Raw genomic sequence first — 18,522 nt, forward strand, 5'->3', positions numbered from 1 at the left:
AAACCCAATGAGCTTCCACCGTTCACCTCGCATGGCTTATTAAAGGCCATGACGCGGTGAACGGCGGATTAGGCTATTGCGTAGCGAATGCCCCGGCGCGCTTAGAAGCGAAACGCCTGCCGGCCGATCAATAGCCATTTGCCGTCGCGTTTTTGCCAGATCTGGAAGTTTTCAATTTCGGTCGGCGTTACTTTGCCGCTGTTTACGGCTTCGGCGGAGAAGTGGTTGCGTACCAATGCCGTATCGCCGGACATGGTGATCTTCTGGTTCTGCATTTCTAATCGATTGAACGCACTTTTACCCGTTTCGATATCGGCGATGAAGGCCTTCTTGTCTTGGATATTCCCACTGGAATGACCGTAGGTGACATTGTCGGCAGTGAGCGCCTCGAGTTGGGCAATATCCTTGTGCAGCATAGCCTGGGTGAGTTTATCGACGGCCGCCGCGACGTCGCTTTCGTCACCCGATGCTGCTAATGCGTAGCCTGTAAACAGGCACAGAAAACCCACCACCACTTTGATTCTTTTCATGCATCTGACCCTTTTGTAATTGTTGGAAGTACAGCTACACACCGACTGGCGATTGTCAGTCGTCGGACAACATTAGTCTGTTTGTGGCTGAGAGCAAGTCATGTAGCTGTCGGCAGATAAAAATTGTACATATACGAAGCACCGCGGCCCATGGCTAGGCGTGTGTCTTCAGTCGACGTTTGGTCGACCTCGACCGACTTTGATCGAAGCGCGTTTCGCTTTCCCTTCGAGGCGCCGGCGCTTGGAGGCCAATGTTGGGCGCGTAGGGCGACGCGGCTTTTCGGGCTTTAGTGCTTGCTGGAGGAGTTCGGTCAAGCGCTCTAGGGCGTCCAGACGGTTCTGCTCCTGCGTCCGGTAGCGTTGCGCTTTGATAACGATCACACCGGTATCGGTGATACGCGCATCGCGTAGCGTCAGCAATCGCTGCTTGCAGCTTTCCGGCAAGCCGGAGGCGGCGCTATCGAAGCGCAGGTGCACGGCGCTGGACACCTTGTTCACGTTCTGCCCGCCAGCGCCTTGCGCGCGGATGGCCGTAAATTTTATGTCTTCGAGAGGAATCTGGACGGTAGGCGAAAGGATCAGCATCGTTCGGGATCACATACAGGCGTCTTCAGAGTATGCGGACTCAAACGGGAAGGGCTCAAGGCCGCAGAGGCTCGGGGCGAAAACCCTGAGCCTTGAAAGTGCCTCAAGCCTTTGAAGAAGGGCTAGATCAATTCGAGCCGCGCCTATGCGGGATATCGTCGTCCGCGATCAACACACGCTCCATGACGCGCGGGAAATCACCATAGTTGTATACGGGGTAATGTAGCGCGGCGCGATTGTCCCAGAAGGCAACATCGCCCGGCCGCCACTTGAAGCGGACCTGGTACTCGGGGTTGCTTACCTCCTTCAACAACTGCGCAACGATGTCCGCACTCTCTTCCAATGAAAGACCCAAGATTTGCGGCGCCATCGAGAAATTGATGAACAACGCGTCTTCCCCGGTCTCCGGGTGGGTACGAACCAGCGGGTGAGCAATGATCGGGTAGGGGTAGTCCGCCTTGTCCAATGACGATTTGAAATTGTGTGTGACGAAAGCGTTGTCGATCTTCGTGCGTAGCGCCGCAGGCAGCGCGCGATAGACAAGCCCTGTATCGGCCCAAAGCGTATCGCCGCCAGTCTCCGGAAGTGAGACAGCACGAAGGACTGCACCAAATGTCGGTTTGAGCATCCAGCTCGTATCTGTATGCCAGCGACCTTTCCGGGCCTCGCCGTAGCGGTCTTTAGCTTCGCTACCCAGAATAAGATGTGCGTTCGGGCGTTCGAGGTCTTGCTTCTTGGTGGTGGGATGATGGTAGAGCTCACCGAACTGTCGGGCGAAGGTGAGTTGGTGTTCAGTCTCGATATGCTGATCTCGAAAGAACAACACCTTGTGGCGCAGTAGCAGCGCTCGTACGCGATCACGATCAGCACGGGTCAAAGGGTGGCGGAGGTCGAGACCCTTGATCTCGGCGCCTATTGTGGGCTCGAGTATTTGGACGTCGAATTCGGCAGTGTTTATTTGTTCGGCCAGCATGGCGATATCCTTTTGTTCGAAGAGAAGGCTGTCGTGCTGCATGCGGTGAAGCGCTCGGCGACTTCATTTGTTCGCCGCCGACCCGTGCGACGGCTCTAGTCGTTGGCACGGCGTAACGTCAGGTTTTCGCGTGCTTCAACTCATTCGGCTTTTGCAACCGGTGCGGTTGCCGTTGCTCGGTAAGCATTGAAGTGCTTGTCGAAACCTTTGGAGACGTCGACCGGGCGTGCCAAAACGCCTTCCTCCAGGTAGATGTCCGCGGTCTGTTGCAAATCGGCAATGACCGCGTCGGTGATCTCGGCGCGGGAATACTGGGTTTCGTTTACTGACGCGAGGTGCACTTCAAGCGGTAATCGCGTCACCTTTGCCTGGGCAGCGGCGAAGGCTTCCCGGTTATTGTTTGCCCACTGGTACGCGCGCTCTAGCCGGACGACGAAGTCTTCGATTTGTTCTTGTTTGGTTTCAGTCGCCTGCTGAGTTGCTGCAAGGTAAGTGTTGTTGTTTAGCAGGTCGGTACCTTTACGCAGGATGCGAGCGTCGCCGCCGGTGAGCGCAATGGTGGTGTAAGGGTCCCAGGTCGACCATGCGTCCGCATCACCCGCTCGCAGTGCGCCTTGGGCGTCACTGGGCAGTAGATTGACGAAGGTAATGTCGGACGTCTTCAGGCCGGCGTCTCGTAACGCTTTGATGACCAAATAATGGCCAATTGATCCGCGGTTGGTGACAACGCGCTTACCTTTGAGATCTGCGACCGATTGCAACGGCGAATCCTTCGGCACCAGGATCGACGTGGTGTAGCGTCCGTCGAAGTGCGTGATGCTCACTACTTTCAGCGGCGCTCCCGAGCCCAGCGCGAATACGTAAGGAGCGTCTCCCAAATAGCCGACATCTACCGCACCTGCATTCAAGGCTTCGCCAAGGGGGGCCGCCGCCGCAAACTCTGAAAACTCTATTTCGTAGGGCACATCTTCCAATTCTCCTGAGGCTTCCAGTAACAGCTTCAACGTGGACTTCTGGTTGGCAACGCGCAACGGTTCAAGGTCATCCGCCGATGCGAACGAGCCCGCTGCGAGTACGCTGACGGCTAAAACGAAGGGCATGATTTTGGGAAAACGCATGTGAAGCTCCTGTCAGGTAATGGAAGGTGAAAAGTCGCCCGTGGGGATTCGCCACTATTTGGTTCATGAGCGGAACCGAAAAGCGTGTAGGCAAACGTTCGGGTAGCGAGAAATGACGGTAGGGGCGCTGGGACGGAGTAGAGGCACGGCGAAGCTCCTGGGGATTTGGGATGGCCTCCACCAGGAGAGGGGTCGGCTGTGGTTAAACTATTCGTCTAACCAGTGCCTGTGAAATCACCTTTAGTTCTATGCTAATTATTTGTTTTTAGAATGATTGAGGGTAATCAATATGTCTGATTCGCATGTCGTTAGCTGCAGGGGCTTTAAACATACGGATCAGGCTATTTCACCAGTCCAACATTCCGCGCCGGGAAAAGCGTGATGAAGACCGCGTAGGCTTGGTAGCACGGGTAATCAAACGCGGCGCGCGCGTTGTTTGATGTTTTTTAGGCCGAGAGAACAGAGAAAAGTGAGCGATTTACTGGATGAGATAAGCCGACTTGAAACCGAGGTTCATCACCCCGGCGTGCAATGTAAGCCGGCGCGTTTGAATGAGTTGGTGCACCCATCGTTCTTCAAGGTCGCTCGATCTGGACGACGGCTCGAGCGCGATTACGTGCTGGCGTTTTTGACTCAACACGAGCCACCGGCGGTTCGCTCCGATGATTTTCGGCTAACGTGGATCGCAGATGATTGCGTGCTGCTGAACTACCGGTCCGTTCAGCTGCGCACGGATGGCAGTCGTTTTCGCTACACGCTACGCGCGTCAATTTGGCGTCGGGAGCGATCCCAATGGCAGTTGTTCTACCACCAGGGAACGCCTGTGGAAGAGGGCTGGTGAATAGCCTTTAAGTATCTTCCTGTGCCTCTGTTCTAGTGGCCAAGCGGCGAACCGCTTGCTCCTACAAAGGCATGCCCCCGGCCATCGCACGATTGCGACCTGTTACGTTGCCAGCGCTAATCCCCTGAACGGTCGAACCTCCTGCCCATCCTCAGACGGCTGTCGTCCGCTATCCACTCCCAGCAGCTCCAGCAACCTCCGTCGGATAGCGTTGAACGTAGGCGTGCCTTTCTCTCGCGGTCGCTCCAGGCCGATGGGGATAGCGTCGGCGATGCGGCCTTCCTTGAGCACGATGATGCGGTCGGCAAGGAGGATCGCTTCTTCCACGTCGTGCGTGACCAGCAGCACCGCCGGGCCGTGGGCTCTCCACAGGTCGATGATCAGCTGATGCATACGAATCCGGGTCAACGCATCGAGCGCGGCGAACGGCTCGTCAAGCAATAACAGCTTGGGCTCGCGGACAAGGCTGCGCGCCAGTGCGACGCGCTGTGCCTCGCCACCCGATAACGTGGTCGGAAAGGCGTTCAGGCGGTGCGCGAGACCCACTTCGGTCAGCGCCTTGGTCGCCCGCGATCGGGCATCACCATCGCGTACGCCGAGCGTGACATTCTTCCAAACGCGCTTCCAAGGCATCAGGCGTGGTTCTTGAAATACCGCGGAGCGGGCTTCGGGCACGATCAGTCGGCCACCTTCGATGGAGTCGAGTCCGGCCAGTGAACGCAAAAGCGTTGTTTTACCCGAGCCGCTGGCGCCGAGCAGGGCGACGAATTCTCCAGGGGCAATGTCGAGGTCGAGTCCATCGATCACGCGGTTATCACCGAACTGACGGACGACGCGCTGGAGTCGAACCGCGGGCGTGACGGGTAAGGGGTGCAGCGGGGTGTGTGCGTTCATGCGTTCAACTCTTTACGAAGGAGGGGCGCCAAGCGAGGGCGTAATGCTCAAGGGTGCGGATGATCCCGTCGATCAACAGACCCAAGACGCTGTAGACGAGTAAGCAAATCACGATGATGTCGGTGCGCATGAAGTCCCGTGCATCGCTGGCGAGAAAACCAATGCCTGACATAGTGTTGATCTGTTCGACGAAGACGAGGGCGAGCCAGGAGATCGCCAGCGAGTAACGCAAGCCGACGAAGAAAGAGGGCAGTGCGCCTGGCAACACCACGTGCCAGATCAACTCGCGGCGACTGAGACCGAGCGTGTTTCCCGCTTCGATGAGTTTGGGATCGATGTTGCGAATGCCAGCGAACAGGTTGAGGTACACGGGGAACGTTGTGCCCATGACGATCAGCGCCACCTTCGTGAACTCGCCAATGCCAAACCAGAGAATGAACAGCGGTACTAGGGCCAGCGACGGGATGGTCCGCAACATCTGCATGGGTGAGTCGAGCACGACTTCGCCGCGCTTCGACAGTCCGGTAATAAGTGCGGCCACAACGCCTATGGCGACACCGATGCTTAGGCCAAGCACCGCGCGTTGCAGGGAAACCAGCAGGTGATGAGCCAGCTCACCACTGGCGGTTAACGCCCACAGCGTGATGCTGATCTCCGAAGGCGCCGCGATGATTTGGGTCGGAATAAGCCCGGCGCGTGACGCGATTTCCCAGAGCAACAGAATGACAACCGGGCTGAGTAGCCGTAGGACAAAGCCCGGCACACGTGGCCCGTTGCGAGCGACGCTGGGGGTGATTTCGATCGTGCGAACGGTATCGGCAGGGTTATGCAGAACGGGCGGTGAGGTCATCGGGTCTCTCCTGAAACGGGTCAGAGGCGATCGCCTGGAAGGACGTTCGCCGTTCGGTCCGGTGTTATCAGGTCCCGAGAAGGCAGTGATTAGGGTGTCGTGTGAGCGGGGGCGTGCTGCCGCAACTCTGGTCGAAAGTCGTGAAGATGCTTAGATCACATAGAAGCCGTGGGTCCCATCCTTCGCCAACTGGTCGACGAGACCGAATTCCCAATCCAGATAACCCTGCATCGCTTCGCGTGGGTTGTCAGTACCCTCATAAGGTCGGCGATAGCGGTCGGTACGCGGTACGGCCAAGTGCGTTTCGCCTTCTTCGAGCGGCAGATCCTTCGCGATCCAGGCCGCCGTTCCGCCGTCGAGGAGGAATACGGGTTTGCCGGTGAGTACTTTTAGTTCGGCCACAGCGAAGCGGGCCAACAGGCTGCTGCCACAGGTAAGTACGTAACGCTCGGCCACCGGGAGGCGCTCCAGCGCCTGCGGCAACTGGGCACGTAGCGCCCAGTGAGCGCCAGGGATGTGGCGTTTCACGTAGTTGGCGCTGGCCGTGAGATCCAGCACCACGGTGCCCGGCGTTTTCTGCCAGTTGGCGAGCGTGGTGGGGTCTATTACGTCGGCAGCAGGCAATGCGGGAACCGGTGCGCTCCAGGCGCCTTTTTCACTGAGGTCGCTGGACTTGATCTCGTCGAGCACATACACATCCCAGCCCATTTGCGCGAGCCAGGATGCGCTCATGTTGGCGCGCACGCCGTCGGTATCGACTAGCGCAATGCGCGCGCCGCGTACGCTGGCGAAGTGATCGGTTTCCTGTACGAGTTGGCCGCCGGGTGTGGAGCGCGCGCCCGGCAAATGGCCGGCCTCGTATTCCTCCGGGGTGCGGACATCGAACAGGTAAGTCGTGCGCCCGGCTTCCGCCTGCCAGCCGGCAAGCGCTTCGAGACCTGCGCGTTTCACGCCGGCTTTGTCGGCTACGCGGCGTGCGGACGTCGCGGCGGTGGAGCGGGTTTGCTCGCTGACTTCCTTGAAGCGGCGCGTCTGCCCGTGTTCCAGCGTCTGACCAGCAAGCGTCCAGCCAATGGTGCCGTTGCGCAGCGCCGCGACCGGATTAGGGATGCCGGCGTTCACCAATGACTGGGTACCGATGATGCTGCGGGTACGGCCTGCGCAGTTGACGACGACCTGAGTCTCCGGATTCGGCGCCAGCTCGCGTACGCGCAGCACTAACTCGGCGCCTGGCACGCTGGTGCCGGTAGGAATGCTCATGGTGTTGTATTCGTCGAAGCGACGCGCATCGACCACGATCACGTTAGCCTTAGCGTCGAGCAATGCCTGCACTTCCTCGGCAGCTAGAGAAGGGGTATGACGCCGACTCTCGACCAATTCGCCAAACGATTTGCTGGGCACGTTAACGTCGCGGAACAACTCGCCGCCAGCGTCGTGCCAACCAGCAAGACCGTTCTCCAGCAGAGCAACGTCGCTGTAGCCCAGCGCCCGGAGTCGTTCTGCGGCAACCTCTGCAAGTCCTTCCCCGTCGTCGTATACGGTCACGGCGGTATCCCGGCGGGGCACACGCGAATAGACCTCAAGTTCGAGTTTGGACAACGGGATATTGGCCGCGAACAGTGGATGCGCTTCAGCAAAAGGCGCTTCCTCACGGACGTCGACCAAGGCGACTTCTTGTCCATCCAGTAATGCCTGGCGAATGACAGAGTGGGGACGTACGGCAATTTGGGTCATTGGACGAGGCTCTCTTTCGATAGGTCCCAGAAGTTGGGGATATGGGCGTTTGAATAGCCAGAGATGAACGGTTTCTCTTCGCCGCTCTCGGTATAGACGGCGCGCGTTACCGCGCCGATGTTGGCGCCGTAGACATGGATACTGATCGATACGCGGTCGTCGAAAGCGTTGGATACCTGATGGATGTCGCCCACGCGTGGCGACACCGCTTCTACTTGCCCCGGCACTAAGCGAGTACGGGCGCCTTCGGCGACCAACCCGCCGGATGTGCTGCGGGTGAAGCCTTGAGAATATTCGGCACCGCGCAACATGCCGATCAGCCCCCAGACACGATGGTCGTGTACAGGCGTACGCTGCCCCGGCCCCCAGATAAAGCTGACGACCGAAAAGCGTTGACGCGCATCGGCGTGCAACAGAAATTGCCTGTAGCGCACTGGGTCGGGCTCGGCTGCAACCGCTGGTAGCCAGTCATCCTGGGCCACCAATCGCTGCAACAGGACCGATCCCTGTTCGAGCACGGTAGGCTCATCTGGCTGCTCATCGAGCAGCGCGGCCAGGTCGCCGACAAATTGGCGAAAGCGGTCAAGCCGTAATGGGGTGGTCATTTCGAGTGCTCTTCGGCGAATTCGTTATTACCCTATCAACGCCGCTATACTTCTTAAAATTCAATTTGTTCATAAGCTAATATGCGAAAAGTGAATGAAAATAGATGACATCGAGGCGTTTCTGGCAGTCGTCCGCTTTCAGTCGCTGAGCGCGGCCGCCGAATCACTGCACCTCACCCAATCCGCAATTACGCGTCGGCTGCAAAGTTTCGAGGAATCACTCGGCGCTGTGCTGCTGGATCGCAACACCAAACCAATGAAACCTACTGCCATGGGTTCGCGGGTATTCGAGCGCTGTCAGGGCGTCATGCGGGAAATCGATTCGCTGCGCGAACTCGTCGCGGAAGATGCCAATCCGTCGGGCACCCTGCGCATTGGTGTGCCCCAAACCGTTGGCGATGCCGTGTTGCTCGAGGCATTGCAGCGTTTGAAGACCTGCTTTCCGGAATTGCAGGTACAGGTTGCACATGGTTGGGGTGGCCACCTCGTACAGCGTATCGAACACCGCGAGCTGGACGCCGCAGCGGTGTTGTTTCCGGCCGGCAAGGTGTTTCCCGAGGGCGTGGTCGGGCGATCGCTGGCGCGCATGCCTTTGGTGATAGTCGGGCCGAAAGGCTCTGCCAGCCGTAAGCGTTGCAAGCTGGCGGATTGTCAGCCTGAGGGCTGGGTACTCAATCCCGACGGTTGCGGTTTTCGAGCGGGGCTTCAACGTGCATTGGCTGAGCGGGGCCTTAACCTGAAAGTGAATCTCGAGATATTTGGAACCGATCTCCAGCTTGGCCTGGTGGCGAATGGAATGGGCCTAGGCTTGGTACCGGCGCCGCTGCTGCAGAATAGCCGCCATCGGGATCGGCTGGACGTACTCAACGTTTCGGATTTCAAACCAATGATCGATCTTTGGTTAGCACGGGCGGCCTTCGTGGGAAACCTGCAAGGTGCCGTTGAGGTGTTCGGTGAGACTGTTGCGAGAGGTCTGAAAGCCGAGCCAGAGGTCGCGTAGGGCGGCTAGAAACCGTGGCTTTTTGGGTTGGGATATCGTCACCGGGGGTTCGTTTCTGTACAGCAGCATCTGGGTTTTACCCTATCTACAAGCGCTGCTTGCATGACGTGGGCGACTGAAGTCGCCCCTACAGGTTATGGGCCGAAGCAAAACGGGATTGGCTCCTTGTAGGGGCGACTTCAGTCGCCTGTAGAAATTACCGGCGAAGCAAAACATTAGGGACGAACCAGAACGGCGGCCCTTTGTAGCGGCAACGGCGCGACATCCGCTTCAGTCGCTCGCATTCGAAAGCCACGTCACACCGCGCCGATCCCGTGGTGAGCGACACTCGCAAGAAATGCGTTATTCGCATATTAGGATATGCCTAAATTGAATTTCACTGATGTAGAGTTTTCTCGTTAGCGTATAAGAAATCGAAAGGTGCTTAGTTTTGCTTATAAACACCTTTTGCTCTTACCTGCTAAGGAGCCTGTTTCATGAGTGTTCAATTCATTGGCATGATCGGCCATCAATTGTCGTCCGAAACGATCGCGCCCGTCGGTCCCATTTTCGACAAGGCCTACATCACCCGTTTCGCCCAGGTCCACGAAGCCGCCGGTTTCGATCGGCTATTGGTGGGCTATTGGTCCGATCGGCCCGATGGTTTTCTCGTAACTGCGGCGGCCGGGCTCGCCACCACGAAGATCAAGTTTCTGCTGGCTCACCGGCCTGGCTTCGTTGCACCAACGCTAGCAGCGCGCAAGTTGGCGACACTCGAGCATTTGCTGGACGGCCGTCTTGCGGTGCACATCATCAGTGGTGGCAACGATGCCGAACAGCGCAAGGATGGTGACTACCTGAACCATGACGAGCGCTACGCGCGGACCGACGAGTTCCTGCAGGTCGTGCGTGATGTCTGGACGAAGGAGCAACCCTTCGATCATCAAGGTGCGTACTACAAGGCCGAGAATGCCTTCTCGGCCATCAAACCCCAGCAAAAGCCGCATATCCCGGTGTACTTCGGCGGCTCTTCGAAAGCAGCATTGGAAGTGGCCGGCAAGCACGCGGACGTGTTCGCGCTCTGGGGCGAGTCACTGGAGCAGACGCGGGAAACCATTGCGGCCGTGCGCGCCGAGGCCGAAAAACACGGCCGTACGATCGCGTTCAGCGTTTCATTCCGACCGATCATTGGCGATACGGAAGACGCTGCGTGGGCCAAGGCAGATGCCATTCTTGAGAACGCCAAGGCGCGTATTGAGAAAGCGGGACCTGTGCTCGCCCGCAAGCCAGATAGCGTCGGCGCGCAGCGTTTGATGCAAACCGTCGCGAAGGGTGACCGTGTGGACAAGCGCTTGTGGACGGGTATCGCCAAACTCGTTGGCGGCGGCCACAACTCTACGGCGTTGGTTGGCACACCGGAGCAAGTCGCTGATGCACTGCTCGACTACTACGATCTGGGTGTCACGACCTTTCTGATTCGCGGTTTCGACCCCCTCAATGACGCCGAGGACTATGGCCGCGCGCTGCTGCCGTTGACTCGCGCCAAGATCGAAGCGCGCGAGGCCGAGCGCCTGCGCGCCTAATTTACCCTCTATTCGTTCGTCGCGAGACCGCACACGCGGATCGGGCGCTCATTCACTCAGGTGAACTGACCCGTGCCCCATTCGTTCTCTCTCAAATCCCCCTACAGCCGTCTCACATTTGGCAGTACGCGCGCGCGTCCGCCCATAACACCGCCCGATGAAACCGCCCTCGCCACGTTAACGGCACGGTTAGCCGAAACGCCAAACGCTACGACCGCAGCGGTGAGTTCCCGCGCAAAACATCTCACTTGGAGTCGTTCAATGAAGATCCGGAACGGGCTGTCGGCCCTGTTGCTGTCCGCACTTTCGGTCGCGGTGTCCGCTGCTGACCTCACCATCGGCGACCAGCGCGGCAATGCTCGCGCCGTCATGGAGGCGGCCGGTGTCCTCGACGGCCTGAACTACAAGATCGAGTGGCGTGAGTTTCCCAATGCGGCTCCGTTACTCGAAGCCTTGCGCGCCGGTCACCTCGACGGTGGGTTGGTTGGCGAAGCCCCTTTGACCTTCGCTGCCGCGGCGGGGCTCGAGGCGAAGGCCATCCAGGCGTCCAGCTATCTGGGCAATGCGCTGATCATCGGCAGCGATACGGGCATAGCCTCGGTGGCCGATCTCAAGGGCAAGAAAATTGCGGCGGTGAAGGGCTCTTCCGGTCAGGCACTGGCGCTCAACGCGTTGGCCCGCGCGGGTTTGAAACCGACCGATGTGACCTTCATCAACACCACGCCTTCCGAAGCGACATTGGCCCTGAGCAATGGCAGCGTCGACGCCGTCGCGACCTGGGAGCCCTACGTGTCGTTCGCGGTGAAGCAGAGCGGTGCGAAGATTCTGGCGGATGGCAAGGACTACCCGAGCCTGAACTACTTCGTGGCAGCGGATGCGGTGTTGCAGGAAAAGAATGCCGAGCTCAAGGATTTTTCGGCACGGCTGGCCAAGGCGCGTGCCTGGGGCGCAGCACACGCGGAGCCTTACGCCAAGTCCATTGCGAGCCTGCTGAAACTTCCCGAGGACGTCGCACTTGGGAAAGTCCAGCGCGAGGTCAACGTTCCCGAGACGGATCTGACTCAGGTGCGCGCGCTCCAGCAGGCCACGATCAATCTCTACCAGCGTGAAGGGTTGATTCCGAAGACTTTCCCGGCGGACAGCGTGATCGAAGCCGCTTTCTTTGAAGAGAAAGCGCCATGATGCATCTCGCGCTCTACCTCGAAGCCGGCACGCATCAGGGCGGCTGGCGACACCCGGATTCCGCTTCCTCGGGAACGGTGGACTGGCGGCTGTACAAGACGATCGCGCGACGTGCCGAGACGGCCTGCCTCGACATGCTGTTCATCGCGGACAAGCTGTCGATCGATGACAACTACGGCGGTCACTTCTCCGAAACCGTGCGCTATCGCCCGGTTGTCCGTCCCGAGCCGTTGACCCTGCTGGCTGCGTTGGCGGCTGTGACCGATAACATCGGTGTCGGCGGTACGGTGTCATCGTCGTATGCCTTGCCCTACAGCGCGGCACGCATGTTGGCGAACATCGACCATATCAGTGGCGGGCGCGCAGCCTGGAACCTGGTGACTTCGGTCAGTGACGGTGAGGCGCGCAATTTCGGGCGCGAGCAACACTTCGGGCACGCCGAGCGCTATGCCCGCGCAGGTGAGTTCATCGAAGTCGTGCAGAAACTCTGGGACAGCTGGGGTGACGATGCCCTGGTTCTCGATGCGAAGAATGGCGTTTTTGCCAACCCGGACGCCTTTCACTATCTGCATCACCACGGCGAATTCTTCGATATCAAGGGGCCGATCAACATCCCCCGCCCGCCACAGGGACAGCCGGTCTTGATCCAGGCAGGTGTGTCCGAAGCTTTCCTCGATCTGGCGGCGAAAAACGCGGAAGTGGTGTTCGTCGTGCATCCCGAGCTGGAGCGGGCGAAGGCTTTCTACCGCGTGTTGAAGGACAAGGCGCGTAGCCATGGGCGCGATCCTGACACCTTGAAAATCCTTCCGGGCATCGTTCCGGTAGTCGCCCAAACCCATGAAGCGGCGCTGGAGAAGGATCGCTTGCTCAAGGAGCTGATTCGCCCAGAGGCCGGGTTGAGCTTCATGTCCGCCAGCATGAATCACGACTTGGCGCAGTACCCAAAGGACGGGCCATTCCCAGATATCCGCGAGGCTATCACCGGGAGCAAGGGGCGCTTTCAATACGTCATCCAGCAGGCGCTCGAGATGGGGCTGACGGTGGGCCAGACGGGTAAGCGCTATGCCGAGAGTCTCAACTTCTTCTCGCCAGTGGGCTCACCCGAGGGTGTGGCCGATCAGTTGATCGAGTGGTATCGCGCCGGCGCTTGTGACGGATTCGTCATCCTGCCGCCGTATCTGGAAGAGGCGTCCGATCTGTTCCTGGAAGGTGTGGTACCAGCGCTGCAGCAGGCGGGAGTGTTCCGTCAGCAGTATCCGGGTAGCACGCTCAGGGAGACGTTGGGGTTGGCGAAGCCGGCGAATCGCTTGCTATGAGTAGGGTGGATAACGGCGCAGCCTTATCCACGCGGAGGGGCTAGATGTCGATCTGTAGTTAGCCCCAATCTTGTGTCGCGGCAACCGACGCATTCGCGGCTAAGGCCGCTCCTACAGGTGAATCGCGTGGTCCTGTAGATCGTTCGAAACCCGCGGCTTCGACCCTCGAAACGACGATGCCATTCGGCCTTCTGAAGGCGCGAGTGGTGTCTGTGAAAATGTGGATATATCCATGTGATTGGCGCGCTTTTGTAGGAGCCAGCCGGGCTGCGATCAGCTTGCTGGCGATCACGTTCGGTCAGGCAACATCGAGTCTGGGCTCCTACAAGGTATGGATACGGGAATCAACTCCCCGGAGCCCAAACCTCCACATCCACCGCATCGATCTTCTTCGGAATCAGCCTCTCGCCGAAGAAGGCATCCGCGATCTTCTGTTGCTCTGCGAGCCCTTCGCGGGTGACGGGCTGTACGTCATAAGTGCGGCGCGCGTTGGCTTGCTCCACCACAGCGGGATCGAGATTGCCCCATAGCGGCCCGAGGGTCTTCGCCGCCTCGGCCGGGTTGGCCTTGACCCATTTTCCTGCCTGGGCCAAGTCATCGAACACGGTTTTCAGGATGGCGGGATTGGCCTTGGCGTAGTCGGTGCCTGCCAGGTAATAGCGCTTGTAGGCTGCGAGCCCTTCGCTTCCTTCCAGAACGCGTGTTGGCTGGTGCTGTTGAGCGGCGCTCAGGAAGGGTTCCCAAGCCACCCAGGCGTCCACCTTGTTGTTTTCGAAGGCAGCGCGACCATCCGCGATCGTGAGATAAGCCGGCTGGATTTCATTGAATTTCAGCCCACCTTTCTGCAACGCGGCGAGTAGCAGGTAATGCGCGCCAGCGGCCTTGGTTACAGCGACGGTTTTACCTTTGAGGTCCGCGAGGGATTTGATGGGTGAATCCTGTCCGACGAGGATCGCCTGTGCGTCCGGCGATGCGGATTCGGATGCAAAGTAGGTGAGATTGCCCCCAGCAGCCTGGGCGAATACGGGAACGGTATCGGCTACGTCCGCCGAAAGGTCGACGTTGCCGACATTCAGCGCCTCCAGCAGCGGTTGGCCACTGGCGAATTCGTGCCAGCTGACACGGACCCCCTGGCCGGCGAGCTGCTTCTCAAGCGTGCCTTGCTGCTTGAGCAGCACCATGAGCGTGGAAGATTTCTGGTAGCCAATACGAAGCAGCGACTCGGCATGCGCCGCGGTCGAGGCGCTCAGGCCAAAAGCCGTGCATAGCGCAGCGGCTCCAAAGAAGCGGATAAGACGGTTTGCAGGCATGTGTTCAGGTCTCGTACTCGGCGTCCAACGTGTGAGGTAGGCCTGAGGGGGGTCGAAAGCGTGTGGCCGGTGTTCCGGTCAAGAGAATCTAGAGGAATCAAAAAGTATTTTGTAATAGCTTTTTGTTATTTCCATATGCGCGCTCACGTCCAAATATTGAACGGGCGTACTTGTCGACCCTGCGTCCTGCATACGGCTAGAGCAAAAATCGCTCGCGCGGATTGCGCTCTCGCAGAGCCTGCGAAGCAAAGGGATCGAAGCACGCGGCTGTTTATCGGGTCCTGCCGCGCCAAACACTGGCCGGCGACGGCCCGCATTGAGAATTCCGCGCTCTAGCCACCAGGCGCCCAAGCCACACAAGGAGCGCGGCCAGTATCAAACGCAAGAAGGCGGCTGCCCAGTACATCAGCCAATCGTGGTCATAGTGGTAGGGCAGCGGAGGGCCCATGAGGGCGGGGACGAACAGCCAGCCTGTCCAAAAGCCATGAAAAATTGAAACTATCAGCGCCGCAGCTGCGACAAAGAATATCCAAGCGACGAACGTGAGCAACTTGCATCGATGCGATTTCATATGGGGTGTAGCCAAAACTTGCGTACGTAAACGTTCGATTGGCGCGCGGGAGTGACGTTCAGTTAAAGGGACGGGCCGGCATGATCCGTCTAGAGCCATGCGTGGATGCTTAGGCAAGTAGTCGTCATGGCCTGTTTCCAGGAGCGATGGGTTTTGACATGATGTCGTTCTTCTCGGGGTCGGTTTTAGCGCAATGGCCGCGGATGCAACAGTTCGGTAATGCTACGAGGTGTCGGATTGATTAAGGTGCTGGTCGTCGATGACCACGATCTGGTGCGGACAGGCATCTCGCGGATGCTGGCTGACATCAATGGGCTAAAGGTCATTGGTGAGGCCGAATCAGGCGAAGAAGCGCTGCAGAAAGTCCGTGAGCTCAAGCCCGACGTCGTGCTGATGGACGTAAAAATGCCTGGCATCGGTGGGCTCGAGGCAACTCGCAAACTGTTGCGTAGCCAGCCTGATGCCAAGGTGATCGCCGTCACGGTGTGCGAAGAAGATCCTTTCCCGACACGGTTGCTTCAGGCCGGGGCCGCTGGATATCTCACCAAGGGCGCTGGGCTTGAGGAAATGGTCACCGCTATCCGCCAGGTATTCGCTGGCAATCGGTTCATCAGTCCACAGATTGCCCAGCAGTTGGCGCTGAAGTCGTTCATGCCTCAAAACAATGGCACGCCGTTCGATAGTCTTTCCGAACGCGAGATTCAGATTGCGCTCATGATTGCGAATTGTCACAAGGTGCAGACCATCTCGGACAAGCTGTGCCTATCGCCCAAGACCGTCAATACCTATCGGTACCGGATATTCGAGAAGCTTTCCATCACCAGTGACGTGGAGCTCGCGTTGCTTGCGGTTCGCCACGGCATGGTCGATGCCACGCAGTAGTTAGATGTCCCAGCCCTTCGATTCAAGCGCGTTTCTCGCGTCCTGCAGCGGTCGGCCCGGTGTCTACCGGATGTTCGACGATGCCGGCAAACTCCTTTATGTGGGCAAGGCGCGTAATCTGAAAAAGCGCGTTGCCAGCTATTTCCGCAAAACCGGACTCGCGACGAAGACCAGCGCTTTGGTCGCCAAGATCGCCCAGATCGAAACGACCATCACCGCGAACGAAACGGAAGCCTTGCTGCTGGAGCAAACGCTCATCAAGGAGTGGCGGCCGCCGTACAACATTCTGCTCCGGGACGATAAATCCTATCCCTACGTATACCTGTCGAGCGAGGATCAATTCCCGCGACTGGGTATTCACCGGGGCGCAAAAAAGGCCAAAGGGCGTTATTTTGGGCCTTATCCAAGCGCCGGATCCATACGGGAAAGCTTGAGCCTTTTGCAGAAAGCGTTTCATGTCCGTCAGTGCGAGGATGCCTATTTCAAGAACCGCACGCGTCCATGCTTGCAGTACCAGATCAAGCGCTGCAAGGGACCTTGCGTGGGCCTTGTGGATGCAGACGAATACGCTCAAGACGTACGGCACTCGGTGATGTTTCTCGAAGGGCGCAGTAATGCCTTGGCCGAAGAGTTGCAGAGTGTCATGGAACAAGCGGCCATGCGACTGGATTTTGAGCGAGCGGCGGAACTGCGCGATCAGGTTGGATTGCTGCGCCGTGTGCAAGACCAGCAAAGCATGGAAGGCGGCTCAGGTGACGTCGATGTCATAGCCGCGATCGTGAGTCCCGGCGGCGCGTGTGTCCATTTGATCAGTGTTCGCTCTGGACGCGTGCTCGGCAGTAAGAATTTCTTCCCCCAGGTCGGTATCGAAGAGGACACCGCCGGTGTGCTCATGGCTTTTCTGGCCCAGTACTACCTCGCCAGTGAACGGGATCTTCCGGAAGAATTGATCGTCAACGCGACCCATGAAGATTTCTCGACGCTGACAGCGGCTATCGCGGCGTCTCGTGGTCGAGCGCCCAACATCAGCTATCGCGTGCGGGCGACGCGGGCAAAATGGCAGCAATTGGCTGTGACCAATGCACAGCAGGCGCTGAGCGCGCGTCTCGCGAATCGACAGCACCTGTCTGCGCGATTCGATGCCTTGGCCGAGGCGCTCGATCTGGATGAACCGCCGCAGCGGATGGAATGCTTCGACATCAGCCATTCCAGTGGTGAGGCGACCGTTGCGTCATGCGTGGTGTTCGGTCCCGAGGGGCCGCTGAAATCCGACTATCGTCGTTACAACATCGAAGGCGTCACGGCCGGTGACGACTACGCGGCGATGCGCCAGGCGTTGACCCGTCGTTTCAGCAAGGTGAAAGCAGGGGAGGGCAAGTTGCCCGACATTCTTCTGGTGGACGGTGGCAAGGGTCAGCTGGCCATGGCGAAAGAGGTTCTGCTCGACCTAGCAATGTCTGATCTCACCCTTTTGGGCGTTGCTAAAGGCGTGACCCGTAAACCGGGGCTGGAGACGCTTTACCTGAATGACGCCGCCAATGAATTCACATTGCCCGGCGATTCACCGGCGCTGCATCTGATCCAGCAGATTCGTGACGAAGCACACCGCTTTGCCATTACGGGGCACCGCGCGCGGCGGGGCAAAACACGCCGTACCTCCACGCTGGAAGGGATCGACGGTGTGGGGCCAAAACGTCGTCGGGACTTGCTCAAGTACTTCGGCGGGTTGCAGGAAGTGAGTCGCGCCAGCGTGGATGAGATCGCCAAAGCGCCCGGCATCAGCAAAAAGCTCGCAGAGTCGATTTATGCGGCGCTGCACAGTGAGTAGAATGCGGCCACTCTCTAGTGTTCTGTCGATCAAATGAATATCCCAAACCTGCTCACGGTTCTGCGCGTTTTTCTGATCCCATTCTTCATCCTGCTGTTCTACATGCCGTTCAGCTGGAGCTACTGGGCTTCGGCGGCGGTGTTCGCCGTAGCCGCAGTCACAGATTGGCTCGATGGCTATCTCGCGCGTAGGTGGCAGCAGAGCACGCCGTTTGGCGCGTTTCTTGATCCCGTCGCGGACAAGTTGATGGTGGCGGTAGCCCTGGTCTTGCTGGTCGAGGAACACGCCAACCTTTGGTTGTCTATTCCAGCGACCGTCATCATTGGCCGTGAGATCGTCGTTTCCGCCTTGCGCGAGTGGATGGCGGAGATTGGCGCCCGGGCGCACGTTGCGGTTTCCAAGCTTGGTAAATGGAAGACTGCGGCGCAGATGGTCGCGTTGGTCATTCTGCTGGGCAATCCACCGCAGTATTCGGCAATCGTGCTACTGGGTTATCTACTGCTCATCGTTGCTGCGGCGTTGACGCTGTGGTCGATGGTGCAATATCTGCTGGCCGCATGGCCTCACCTGAACCCAGGGCACGAAAAGAAATAACTTTTTAATCAAAGGGTTGACGGCACGATTTGAATCGATAGAATGGCGCCCGTCACCAAGACGCGGGAATAGCTCAGTTGGTAGAGCACGACCTTGCCAAGGTCGGGGTCGCGAGTTCGAGTCTCGTTTCCCGCTCCAATTTTGATC

General features: G+C 58.6%; 16 protein-coding genes, 1 tRNA gene and 1 pseudogene. 9 read left to right on the forward strand and 9 right to left on the reverse strand.

The window, feature by feature from the left end:
• Positions 1 to 101 precede the first annotated feature (101 nt).
• The 4 genes from IEY47_RS04175 to IEY47_RS04190 all read right to left on the reverse strand — a co-directional run bounded on the left by IEY47_RS04175 (position 102) and on the right by IEY47_RS04190 (position 3,206).
• A complete protein-coding gene (locus tag IEY47_RS04175) occupies positions 102 to 530 on the reverse strand; it encodes a nuclear transport factor 2 family protein (protein ID WP_188981905.1) in 429 nt (142 codons plus the stop codon).
• Between the two features lie 168 nt (positions 531 to 698).
• Positions 699 to 1,115 carry an alternative ribosome rescue aminoacyl-tRNA hydrolase ArfB gene (gene arfB, locus IEY47_RS04180; RefSeq protein ID WP_188981906.1) on the reverse strand — a complete coding sequence of 139 codons (417 nt, stop codon included), beginning with the start codon at positions 1,113 to 1,115 and terminating at the stop codon, positions 699 to 701.
• Positions 1,116 to 1,242: 127 nt separating this feature from the next.
• On the reverse strand, positions 1,243 to 2,088 hold the full coding sequence (locus IEY47_RS04185; protein ID WP_188981907.1) for a TauD/TfdA dioxygenase family protein: 846 nt from the start codon (positions 2,086 to 2,088) through the stop codon (positions 1,243 to 1,245).
• 140 nt (positions 2,089 to 2,228) lie between these two features.
• Positions 2,229 to 3,206: an ABC transporter substrate-binding protein gene (locus tag IEY47_RS04190; RefSeq protein WP_188981908.1), complete on the reverse strand. Its 978-nt coding sequence runs from the start codon at positions 3,204 to 3,206 to the stop codon at positions 2,229 to 2,231.
• Between the two features lie 469 nt (positions 3,207 to 3,675).
• Between IEY47_RS04190 and IEY47_RS04195 the strand changes: the two genes are divergently transcribed.
• A complete protein-coding gene (locus IEY47_RS04195; protein WP_188981909.1) occupies positions 3,676 to 4,047 on the forward strand; it encodes a nuclear transport factor 2 family protein in 372 nt (123 codons plus the stop codon).
• A 102-nt stretch (positions 4,048 to 4,149) separates the two neighbouring features.
• Here IEY47_RS04195 and IEY47_RS04200 read toward each other — a convergent pair whose 3' ends face one another.
• From IEY47_RS04200 to IEY47_RS04215, 4 genes and pseudogenes are all read right to left on the reverse strand, one after another.
• Positions 4,150 to 4,941: an ABC transporter ATP-binding protein gene (locus IEY47_RS04200; protein WP_188981910.1), complete on the reverse strand. Its 792-nt coding sequence runs from the start codon at positions 4,939 to 4,941 to the stop codon at positions 4,150 to 4,152.
• Positions 4,942 to 4,945: 4 nt separating this feature from the next.
• Positions 4,946 to 5,707: pseudogene (locus IEY47_RS04205) on the reverse strand (ABC transporter permease); the annotation flags it as partial.
• Positions 5,708 to 5,941: 234 nt separating this feature from the next.
• Positions 5,942 to 7,525, reverse strand: a complete 1,584-nt coding sequence (locus IEY47_RS04210) for a rhodanese homology domain-containing protein (RefSeq protein WP_188981912.1) — start codon at positions 7,523 to 7,525, stop codon at positions 5,942 to 5,944.
• Complete coding sequence (locus tag IEY47_RS04215) at positions 7,522 to 8,130, reverse strand: cysteine dioxygenase family protein (RefSeq protein WP_188981913.1); 609 nt, start codon at positions 8,128 to 8,130, stop codon at positions 7,522 to 7,524. The genes IEY47_RS04210 and IEY47_RS04215 overlap by 4 nt, the downstream gene beginning before the upstream one ends.
• 94 nt (positions 8,131 to 8,224) lie before the next feature.
• Here IEY47_RS04215 and IEY47_RS04220 point away from each other — a divergent pair, with 94 nt between their 5' ends.
• The 4 genes from IEY47_RS04220 (at position 8,225) to IEY47_RS04235 (ending at position 13,190) form a co-directional block, all read left to right on the forward strand.
• Entirely contained in the window at positions 8,225 to 9,130 is a 906-nt protein-coding gene (locus tag IEY47_RS04220) for a LysR family transcriptional regulator (protein ID WP_188981914.1), read from the forward strand.
• 476 nt (positions 9,131 to 9,606) lie between these two features.
• Positions 9,607 to 10,692 (forward strand): LLM class flavin-dependent oxidoreductase, encoded by a 1,086-nt coding sequence (locus IEY47_RS04225; RefSeq protein WP_188981915.1) that lies wholly within the window; start codon positions 9,607 to 9,609, stop codon positions 10,690 to 10,692.
• 261 nt (positions 10,693 to 10,953) lie between these two features.
• Positions 10,954 to 11,874 carry an aliphatic sulfonate ABC transporter substrate-binding protein gene (locus tag IEY47_RS04230; RefSeq protein ID WP_188981916.1) on the forward strand — a complete coding sequence of 307 codons (921 nt, stop codon included), beginning with the start codon at positions 10,954 to 10,956 and terminating at the stop codon, positions 11,872 to 11,874.
• A complete protein-coding gene (locus IEY47_RS04235) occupies positions 11,871 to 13,190 on the forward strand; it encodes an LLM class flavin-dependent oxidoreductase (protein WP_229779197.1) in 1,320 nt (439 codons plus the stop codon). The genes IEY47_RS04230 and IEY47_RS04235 overlap by 4 nt, the downstream gene beginning before the upstream one ends.
• Positions 13,191 to 13,534: 344 nt before the next feature.
• Here the strand turns inward: IEY47_RS04235 and IEY47_RS04240 are convergent, their stop codons facing one another.
• On the reverse strand, positions 13,535 to 14,500 hold the full coding sequence (locus tag IEY47_RS04240) for an aliphatic sulfonate ABC transporter substrate-binding protein (RefSeq protein ID WP_188981917.1): 966 nt from the start codon (positions 14,498 to 14,500) through the stop codon (positions 13,535 to 13,537).
• A gap of 808 nt (positions 14,501 to 15,308) precedes the next feature.
• On the opposite strand from IEY47_RS04240, the gene gacA reads away from it, so the two are divergent.
• The 4 genes from gacA (at position 15,309) to IEY47_RS04260 (ending at position 18,513) form a co-directional block, all read left to right on the forward strand.
• Positions 15,309 to 15,953 (forward strand): response regulator transcription factor GacA, encoded by a 645-nt coding sequence (gene gacA, locus IEY47_RS04245; protein WP_188981918.1) that lies wholly within the window; start codon positions 15,309 to 15,311, stop codon positions 15,951 to 15,953.
• Between the two features lie 4 nt (positions 15,954 to 15,957).
• Positions 15,958 to 17,781, forward strand: a complete 1,824-nt coding sequence (gene uvrC, locus IEY47_RS04250; RefSeq protein ID WP_188981919.1) for an excinuclease ABC subunit UvrC — start codon at positions 15,958 to 15,960, stop codon at positions 17,779 to 17,781.
• Between the two features lie 33 nt (positions 17,782 to 17,814).
• Positions 17,815 to 18,375 carry a CDP-diacylglycerol--glycerol-3-phosphate 3-phosphatidyltransferase gene (pgsA, locus tag IEY47_RS04255; protein ID WP_188981920.1) on the forward strand — a complete coding sequence of 187 codons (561 nt, stop codon included), beginning with the start codon at positions 17,815 to 17,817 and terminating at the stop codon, positions 18,373 to 18,375.
• Positions 18,376 to 18,437: 62 nt separating this feature from the next.
• Positions 18,438 to 18,513: transfer RNA gene (locus IEY47_RS04260), tRNA-Gly, on the forward strand.
• The last annotated feature ends 9 nt before the right edge of the window (positions 18,514 to 18,522 follow it).

The organism is Pseudomonas matsuisoli (genome assembly GCF_014647635.1).
In the GTDB taxonomy this organism is placed as follows: domain Bacteria; phylum Pseudomonadota; class Gammaproteobacteria; order Pseudomonadales; family Pseudomonadaceae; genus Pseudomonas_P; species Pseudomonas_P matsuisoli.

Bases quoted from the DNA above. Each gene is read 5' to 3' on its own strand.
- IEY47_RS04175 (WP_188981905.1), bottom strand. From the start codon at position 530: ATGAAAAGAATCAAAGTGGTGGTGGGTTTTCTGTGCCTGTTTACAGGC.
- arfB (WP_188981906.1), bottom strand. From the start codon at position 1,115: ATGCTGATCCTTTCGCCTACCGTCCAGATTCCTCTCGAAGACATAAAA.
- IEY47_RS04185 (WP_188981907.1), bottom strand. From the start codon at position 2,088: ATGCTGGCCGAACAAATAAACACTGCCGAATTCGACGTCCAAATACTC.
- IEY47_RS04190 (WP_188981908.1), bottom strand. From the start codon at position 3,206: ATGCGTTTTCCCAAAATCATGCCCTTCGTTTTAGCCGTCAGCGTACTC.
- IEY47_RS04200 (WP_188981910.1), bottom strand. From the start codon at position 4,941: ATGAACGCACACACCCCGCTGCACCCCTTACCCGTCACGCCCGCGGTT.
- IEY47_RS04210 (WP_188981912.1), bottom strand. From the start codon at position 7,525: ATGACCCAAATTGCCGTACGTCCCCACTCTGTCATTCGCCAGGCATTA.
- IEY47_RS04215 (WP_188981913.1), bottom strand. From the start codon at position 8,130: ATGACCACCCCATTACGGCTTGACCGCTTTCGCCAATTTGTCGGCGAC.
- IEY47_RS04220 (WP_188981914.1), top strand. From the start codon at position 8,225: ATGAAAATAGATGACATCGAGGCGTTTCTGGCAGTCGTCCGCTTTCAG.
- IEY47_RS04225 (WP_188981915.1), top strand. From the start codon at position 9,607: ATGAGTGTTCAATTCATTGGCATGATCGGCCATCAATTGTCGTCCGAA.
- IEY47_RS04230 (WP_188981916.1), top strand. From the start codon at position 10,954: ATGAAGATCCGGAACGGGCTGTCGGCCCTGTTGCTGTCCGCACTTTCG.
- IEY47_RS04235 (WP_229779197.1), top strand. From the start codon at position 11,871: ATGATGCATCTCGCGCTCTACCTCGAAGCCGGCACGCATCAGGGCGGC.
- IEY47_RS04240 (WP_188981917.1), bottom strand. From the start codon at position 14,500: ATGCCTGCAAACCGTCTTATCCGCTTCTTTGGAGCCGCTGCGCTATGC.
- uvrC (WP_188981919.1), top strand. From the start codon at position 15,958: ATGTCCCAGCCCTTCGATTCAAGCGCGTTTCTCGCGTCCTGCAGCGGT.
- pgsA (WP_188981920.1), top strand. From the start codon at position 17,815: ATGAATATCCCAAACCTGCTCACGGTTCTGCGCGTTTTTCTGATCCCA.